Below are 7,008 nucleotides of genomic sequence, written 5' to 3' on the forward strand. Positions count from 1 at the left end.
CGCCGTCAGGGATGGGGAAGATTTTGGGCGGCACATTCTCCAGCGCTTTTTCCGTATATTGCGCGAAAATCGGTGCCGCTCGCCTGGCATCCTGCGTGCTGATGGCCTTGCCCTTGTCATAGCCGACCCAGACAGCGGTGGACAGCTCGGGTGTGAAGCCGACCATCCAGGCATCGGTGTTGGTCGTGCCGCTCTTGCCGGCAACCGGGCGCTTGATCAGCTTTGCGACCCGGTTGCCGGTACCGCCTTCCTCGAACACGCCTTCCATAAGGCGCGTGAGGACGTAGGCGGAGGCGGGCTTCACTACTTGCACCGGAGCGGCCTGCGGTGCTTCGTAGAGCGACCGCCCGGCCGCGTCGGTGATGCGCAGCACCGCCACCGGAGCGACCTTCTGTCCGCCGCTGCCGATGACCGAGAAGGCTGAGGCCATCTCGAACGGGCTGACAGGCGATACGCCCAGCGCGAGGGAAGGCACAGGCTTCAGCTCGCTCGTAATGCCCATTTTGCGGGCGAGGTCCATGACCTTGTCGGTCCCCACCTTCAAAATGGTGCTCACCGCATAAATATTATCGGACGCTGCAATCGCACGCCGCAGATCAATTTCGCCCAAATATTTGTCTCCGAAATTTTTGGGCTTGTAGGTTTTGCGGTTGTTATCGTAATGAAACAACGTTGGTCGGCTTTCGAACTTGGACGTACTCGTCAATTCGCCGGAGTCCAGTGCGCTCAGATACATAATCGGCTTAAAGGACGAGCCGGGCTGCCGGGTCGTGGCAAGCGCATGATTGTACTGATTGCCGACATAGTTGGTCCCGCCGACCATGGCCTTCACATGCCCGTTGCGCGGGTCCATGGAGATTAACGCCGTTTCCAATCCGTTGCTGTCCTTCATCCCCTCATTAACAGCCGCCTCGGCTGCTTGCTGCATGTGCATGTCCAGCGTGGTATAAATGCTCAGGCCGCCATGCTCCAGCACGCCTTCGCTAATTCCCAGCTGATTCGTTGCAAGTTGGCGGACATAATCGCGGAACCAGGGAGCGGCTTCTATCGTCCGGCGCTGGCTCTCAGGCCGCAGGGCGAGCATTTCCCCATAGGCCTTGGTGGCTTGGGCTGGAGTAATTTTGCCGGTGAGCGCCATGGAATCCAACACAATTTTTTGCCGATCCTTTGCGTTTTTCATATGATTATACGGCGAATAATAGGTTGGTCCCTTCGGAATACCTGCCAGCAGGGCGCTTTCAGCCAAATCCAGATCTTTTGCCGATTTACCGAAATACATCTGCGAAGCCGCTTCAATGCCGTAAGCACCATGACCATAATAGATTTCGTTTAAATACATTTGCAGCAGCTCGTTCTTGGTGTACTTCATTTCCAGCTGCGCGGTATAGATGGCTTCCTTGGCCTTGCGTGTCCACGTTTTTTCATGAGATAGGTACAGATTGCGTGCTAGCTGCTGAGTCAGCGTGCTGGCTCCTTGCGACATATCCCAATGGGTCAGATTGACAAGCACAGCCCTGCCCAGGCCCTTGAAATCAAAGCCGAAATGATCGTAAAACTTTCGGTCTTCCACAGCCAGTGTAGCTGCAATCAGATCGGGTGAAATTTGATCCAGCTGGACAGGCATGGATTCCTTGCCTCCCGAAGAGAAGGTGGCAATGACTTGACCCTGGCTATCCAGCAGACGTGAATTCCGGTCCGTATCCGCGAGGGGGAGACTGGTAGTATATAAATAGGCGAGCAGAATGCAGGCGGCGATGACCGTCAGAATGGTAAGCGACAGTAGTCCCCGGAACCATCGAAGCCAGAGCGGCTTGCGTTTGGGGAATTGCCTGGTTGTAGCGGCCATCCTGCCACCTCCTTCCATGGTTGATGTTCTCAGTATAGTCAATCCGAAAGCGTCTATTCATCAGATGCGTATACGTATCTGTTTTAAACATGCTGAAACCTGAAAGTTGCTTTTGCAGTCTATCCAGGTATCCTTTATAATGCAAAAAGTGTGAAAGCATAGCGTGTTTGGTACAATAAATATAGCAAACTTGGCGTTTGCGTGTTGCATATATAAGGAAATCCAACATTTATGCTGGCGCGACTGGAATGATAAGAGTGCAACCTGGGCGATACAAGGATTGCCGGACACATACTTTGATCGGAAAGAAGGTTGGAATGATGGACTTGTGGTTTACGGAGAAGCAAACTCCCTCTTTCGGCATTACAGCAAAAATCAAACAAACGTATGTCTCTGAGAAAACGGAGTTTCAGGATCTTGCGATGATCGAGACAGAGGAATTCGGCAATATGCTCGTACTGGATGGCATGGTGATGACCACCGTGAAGGATGAATTCGTTTATCACGAAATGGTAGCACACCCCGCTCTGAATACCCACCCGAATCCCAAAAAGGTTCTGGTTGTGGGCGGCGGCGATGGCGGCGTTATTCGTGAGGTGATCAAGCATCCTGAGGTGGAAAAGGCTGTGCTGGTTGAGATTGATGGCAAGGTGATCGAATATTCCAAAAAATATTTACCTGAGATCGCCGGGAAGCTGGACGAGCCTAATGTGGAAGTTCTGGTCAATGACGGCTACATGCACATTATCGAACATAAAAATGAATACGACGTGATCATGGTCGATTCGACGGAGCCGGTCGGTCCGGCAGCGCCGCTGTTTGAGCGCGGATTTTACCAAGGCATTTTTGAAGCGCTGAAGGAAGATGGCATTTTTGTGGCGCAGACGGATAACCCTTGGTTCAAGGCTGATTTGATTCAGAAGGTTAACAAAGATGTAAAGGAAATTTTCCCGATTGTGCGTGTGTACGGAGCGAACATTCCGACCTATCCGAGCGGTCTCTGGACGTTCACGCTTGGCAGCAAGAAGTATGACCCGCTCGAAGTGGACGAGGCTCAAATTCCGGAGATGGATACTCGGTATTACAGTCCACGTTTACACAAAGCGGCGTTTGTATTGCCTAAATTTGTGGAGGATTTAACGAAGTAAGGAAGTAAAACGAGCGGGATATACATCCCAGTATAAGGTGTTATGACATAAAATAAATGTAACTTTTAAGAAGCGTCGCAGTGTTCTTTATCGCCTGTTTTTGGGTGAAAAAGAGCGCTGTAGACGCTTTTTTTGTGTTGTGGATAACATTGAAAACAGGCATGAAAGCATACTGGACACTGAATTTCCTATAAAAATAAAAGAAGGAAATTTAAGGGTATGCGTAGAATATACAGAAAACCAGACATTTGACAGAATTGTAATATCAACAGGGGGAGGTTTGGTTATGGAAATACATAAATTGACGATGTACCAAAGAGGGGGGGATTTTTTTGATCAGACGCTCTTTTTATTACCTGTGGGGGTCTCAGACGGTTTCCAATGTGGCGGATATTATTTATCTGCTGAGTATCGTGGTATTGGTGTTTACTTCAAGTGATTCATTAATGACGACCATTTTGATCCCGTTGTTTCGTTTGTCTTCGCAGGTTCTTAGCGGGTTAGTGGCACCGATTATTCTCAGTCGCTTCCGGTTGAATCGGGTTCTGTTGTTTTCCCAGCTAGGGCAGTTTGTGATTTTCACGCTGTTATTGTTGTACCTGTGGAATACGCCTGGGCAGAAGTCATTTTTCTTTATTTTTATTATGGTATTCGGCATGTCTTTTCTGGATGGATGGACCAATCCTGCTCGTAATGCGCTGGTACCTCGTCTGGCTACGGGTGAAGGACTCATGCGCGCGAACGGTATGGTGTCGGTCAGTGATCAAGTAGTTAAATGCGCAGGCTGGGCATTAAGCGGTATTGTCATTGTCTGGCTAGGCTCGTTGAATACGCTGGTGGTCGCATCGTGTTGCTATCTCGTGGCCGCTATCGTCACGTCCTTCATCCGTGATCCACTGGCTCAAGAGGAAGTACGTTCTGAATCGTCTGATCCTTCTTCGAATGAAGCTGGGTTGGTCAAAGAGAAGAAGAAGGGGGCATACTGGAAGGAGCTTGGAGAAGGGTGGAAGATCATTTGGCATAATCGCCGCATCCGTTCTCTCATGATCGTGGATAGTGTGGATACCATTGGAGGAACCTCGTGGGTTGGCGTGTTCATCCTGGCATATGTGACTCAAGTGCTGCATCAAGATGAGAGCTGGTGGGGCTTTATGAATGCCTCCTTTTTTTCGGGCATGATTTTAGGCGGGCTTCTCGTCGTTGGTTTGGTGAAACGGCTGCAAAAGAACAGCTTTCTGTATATGCTGGGGGCTTTAATGGTATATGTACTGATTACCGTTGTGTTCGCGCTCAATACAATCCCAGTCGCTGCACTGGTTCTTTTTGCAATATCGGGTATACCCGTTCAAATGGCCGGAATTATTCGCCGCACCTTGCTGCAAACGAGCGCGCCGGCGGCTCAGCTCCCCAAAGTAATGGCGGGTATTGATGTGCTTACGAATCTCGCTTTTGGCCTGTCCTTGTTATTCCTGGGCTGGTATGCAGACCGTTTCGGTATGGTGCAGGTGTATTTGCTGGCTGCGGCTATGACGACCATTGCTGTCTTGATCGGCTGGTTCTATCGACGTGATTTTCAAGACAGTGAGCAAATTGGCCATCCGACCGCTACGGGGGCTGGCATTTAAAATTGGCGTTCTCATTAGGCGTGACATCGTGGATGACTACATAATTAATTGCAGGTGTAAAAGTGGACGTGACGATAGGGAGAATAAAAACATAATTTCCTCAATTTCAAAGGAACACCACTGGAAGAATGTTGACGGTGGTGTTCCTTACATATCATTTTAAACAGTATGCTGTTAAGCGATATGTACCATTATAATATTAGATCCGTTTGCTCGTGATAAATGTTTTGACGGCAGGAGGAGTGTAATTGGTAAATTGCCGTAGGATTCCTTGCGGAGTAGTATCTGTAATTACCATCGCACGATATTTTTCCTGCATAAATTGCTCCTCGGCCATACGATTAAACAAAGAAATAAGGGGATCGTAATAATGGTTAATGTTTAAAAGACCACATGGCTTTTCATGCAAGCCTAGCTGTGCCCATGTGAAAATTTCAAAATATTCTTCCATTGTACCTGGGCCACCTGGTAAAGCAATAAACCCGTCCGCAATCTCTGCCATTTTAGATTTTCGTTCATGCATGGAATCGACAATGATTAGTTCGCTCAGGCTAGTATGTGCAATTTCACGGCTTTGCAAAAAGTGAGGGAGCACGCCAATGACGTGACCTCCTGCATGAAGTACCGCGTCAGCTACTGCACCCATTAAACCAACGCTTGCTCCTCCATAAACCAAGCTTATCTCTTGTTCGGCAAGTGCCTTCCCCAGAGCAATAGCATGCTCTCGATAAATCGTAGACGCCCCATCACTGGAACCGCAGAAAACAGCAATGTTTTTCATGTTAGACCCCCTTATGAATATCTCTTTGCAAGTTTTTGCTGGTGTGTCCGAAATATGTCCTCCAAGGTGATGTCATACTTGTTGGCGATCACGATGAGATTACCCAGTACGTCTCCAAGTTCTTCAGTTAAATGTTCCTTGTTATCCTCGAATGAACCTTCGATCTCATCAGGCCGGTCTCTGCCGATTTCCAAGGCGCGAATGGCTCTCGCAACCTCTCCGGTTTCTTCCGCCAGAAAGCCAATTCGGACGAATATATCCAAATCAGACCAGTTTCTCTTATGGTAATATTGCTTTACCCACTGTTGAAATTCATTAATATCCATATCCAGCCTCCCAACATAAACCGATGTGTAGGTGTGAACTATACACAAAATCTCAACAACAAAACAGAAACATTTGTTCCTGTTTTTATTATATAATATGAAAGGGTATTTTTCAAACCGCTGTTATCGCGGTCTCTATTTGTTTTATCTAGGCTGTTTTCGTAAACTTTGTTGTTTTTGCGTAATAAATAAGAGCATATTCTTGTTGAAATAACTTTGATGATTTTCTATGAATAGAAGAAAAGGGGTGAACCTTTGATGAATTCAGTTGATTTAATAATTTTAAATTTTGAAGAATTTAGATGTAGAAGTGTAAAAGTATGGAGAGCTATACCCGAAGAAATGTTAAATTGGAAGCCTGATAAAGATGCTCTTACTTGTGCTGAGATGATCAGACATTTATTACAAGGTGAGTTTCTTTTTCACCAAGTTCTTCTAGGGAGGGGGAGTAAAGCACTATCTAATTTGTTCAATCCCTTTGAAGCAAAAGAATTCGTATCAGTAGATGATGAACTTGAATTTGCACAGCCTTATCATGAGGAATTCTTTAAATACGTTAAAACAATTAGTATAGGCGACTTAGAAAATATAGAAATAGACCTTTCTGATACAGGTGGTTATGTTAAAACACTTGGGGGTATGTTATTACGTATTGCTTACCACGAATCTGTCCACACAGGTCAGTTGTTAGACTATATGAGATGGGAATAGACCGTCCTAAGATATGAGATTGATATTGACTTTGTTAAAATCTTACTTAAACCCTACTATATCAACCATTTAAAATTATGATCAAGAAAGCAACAATCTATGTGAAAAATCGAGGTACTTCAAAAAAGGAGCCAAACTTATTATGGCTCCCTTTTTTGTTGTTCAGATATTGGGCAGGATGTGGAATGGATCAGGTGAGGAACGGTTTGTTAGGGTTTAAGTTCACCTGTGGCCGTATCCTGTACGCCTGCTAGGCCGTAGTAAACTGGCTATTATAGAGCGAGGCATAGTGGCCACCGCTTGCAAGCAGCTCTTCATGGGTTCCGCTTTCGACGACATCGCCGTTTTTCATGTATAAAATCAGATCCGCTTCACGAATGGTCGATAGCCGATGGGCGATCACAAAGCTGGTTCGTCCATCAATCATTTTCATAAATGCTTTTTGAATACGCGCCTCTGTCAGGGTGTCTATGCTACTGGTCGCTTCATCCAGTATAAGCATAGGCGGATCAACCAGGATCACCCGCGCAATGGTGAGCAGTTGCTTTTGTCCTTGGGACAGGCTGGCGCC

7 protein-coding genes are annotated in these 7,008 nt (G+C 46.9%); 3 read left to right on the forward strand and 4 right to left on the reverse strand.

The annotated features are described in order from the left end of the window. A partial coding sequence (locus L693_RS0103775) for a transglycosylase domain-containing protein (RefSeq protein ID WP_025716122.1) occupies nt 1-1,846 on the reverse strand: 1,846 nt, incomplete at its 3' end. A gap of 320 nt (nt 1,847-2,166) precedes the next feature. On the opposite strand from L693_RS0103775, the gene speE reads away from it, so the two are divergent. Together speE and L693_RS0103785 are read left to right on the forward strand one after the other, a co-directional pair. Next, entirely contained in the window at nt 2,167-2,994 is an 828-nt protein-coding gene (gene speE, locus L693_RS0103780) for a polyamine aminopropyltransferase (protein WP_025716123.1), read from the forward strand. Between the two features lie 332 nt (nt 2,995-3,326). Then, entirely contained in the window at nt 3,327-4,619 is a 1,293-nt protein-coding gene (locus L693_RS0103785; RefSeq protein ID WP_025716124.1) for an MFS transporter, read from the forward strand. 199 nt (nt 4,620-4,818) lie between these two features. On the opposite strand, the gene L693_RS0103790 is transcribed toward L693_RS0103785, so the two are convergent. Next, complete coding sequence (locus L693_RS0103790) at nt 4,819-5,400, reverse strand: TIGR00730 family Rossman fold protein (RefSeq protein ID WP_025716125.1); 582 nt, start codon at nt 5,398-5,400, stop codon at nt 4,819-4,821. A gap of 11 nt (nt 5,401-5,411) precedes the next feature. Continuing rightward, nucleotides 5,412-5,726 carry a MazG nucleotide pyrophosphohydrolase domain-containing protein gene (locus L693_RS0103795; protein WP_025716126.1) on the reverse strand — a complete coding sequence of 105 codons (315 nt, stop codon included), beginning with the start codon at nt 5,724-5,726 and terminating at the stop codon, nt 5,412-5,414. A 258-nt stretch (nt 5,727-5,984) separates the two neighbouring features. Here L693_RS0103795 and L693_RS0103800 point away from each other — a divergent pair, with 258 nt between their 5' ends. After that, complete coding sequence (locus tag L693_RS0103800) at nt 5,985-6,437, forward strand: DinB family protein (protein WP_025716127.1); 453 nt, start codon at nt 5,985-5,987, stop codon at nt 6,435-6,437. Nucleotides 6,438-6,687: 250 nt separating this feature from the next. Here L693_RS0103800 and L693_RS0103805 read toward each other — a convergent pair. After that, nucleotides 6,688-7,008 (reverse strand): ATP-binding cassette domain-containing protein (locus L693_RS0103805; protein WP_025716128.1); only part of this gene is annotated, 321 nt, incomplete at its 5' end.

The sequence above is a fragment of the Paenibacillus sp. 1-18 genome, from assembly GCF_000520755.1.
Taxonomy (GTDB): domain Bacteria; phylum Bacillota; class Bacilli; order Paenibacillales; family Paenibacillaceae; genus Paenibacillus; species Paenibacillus brasilensis.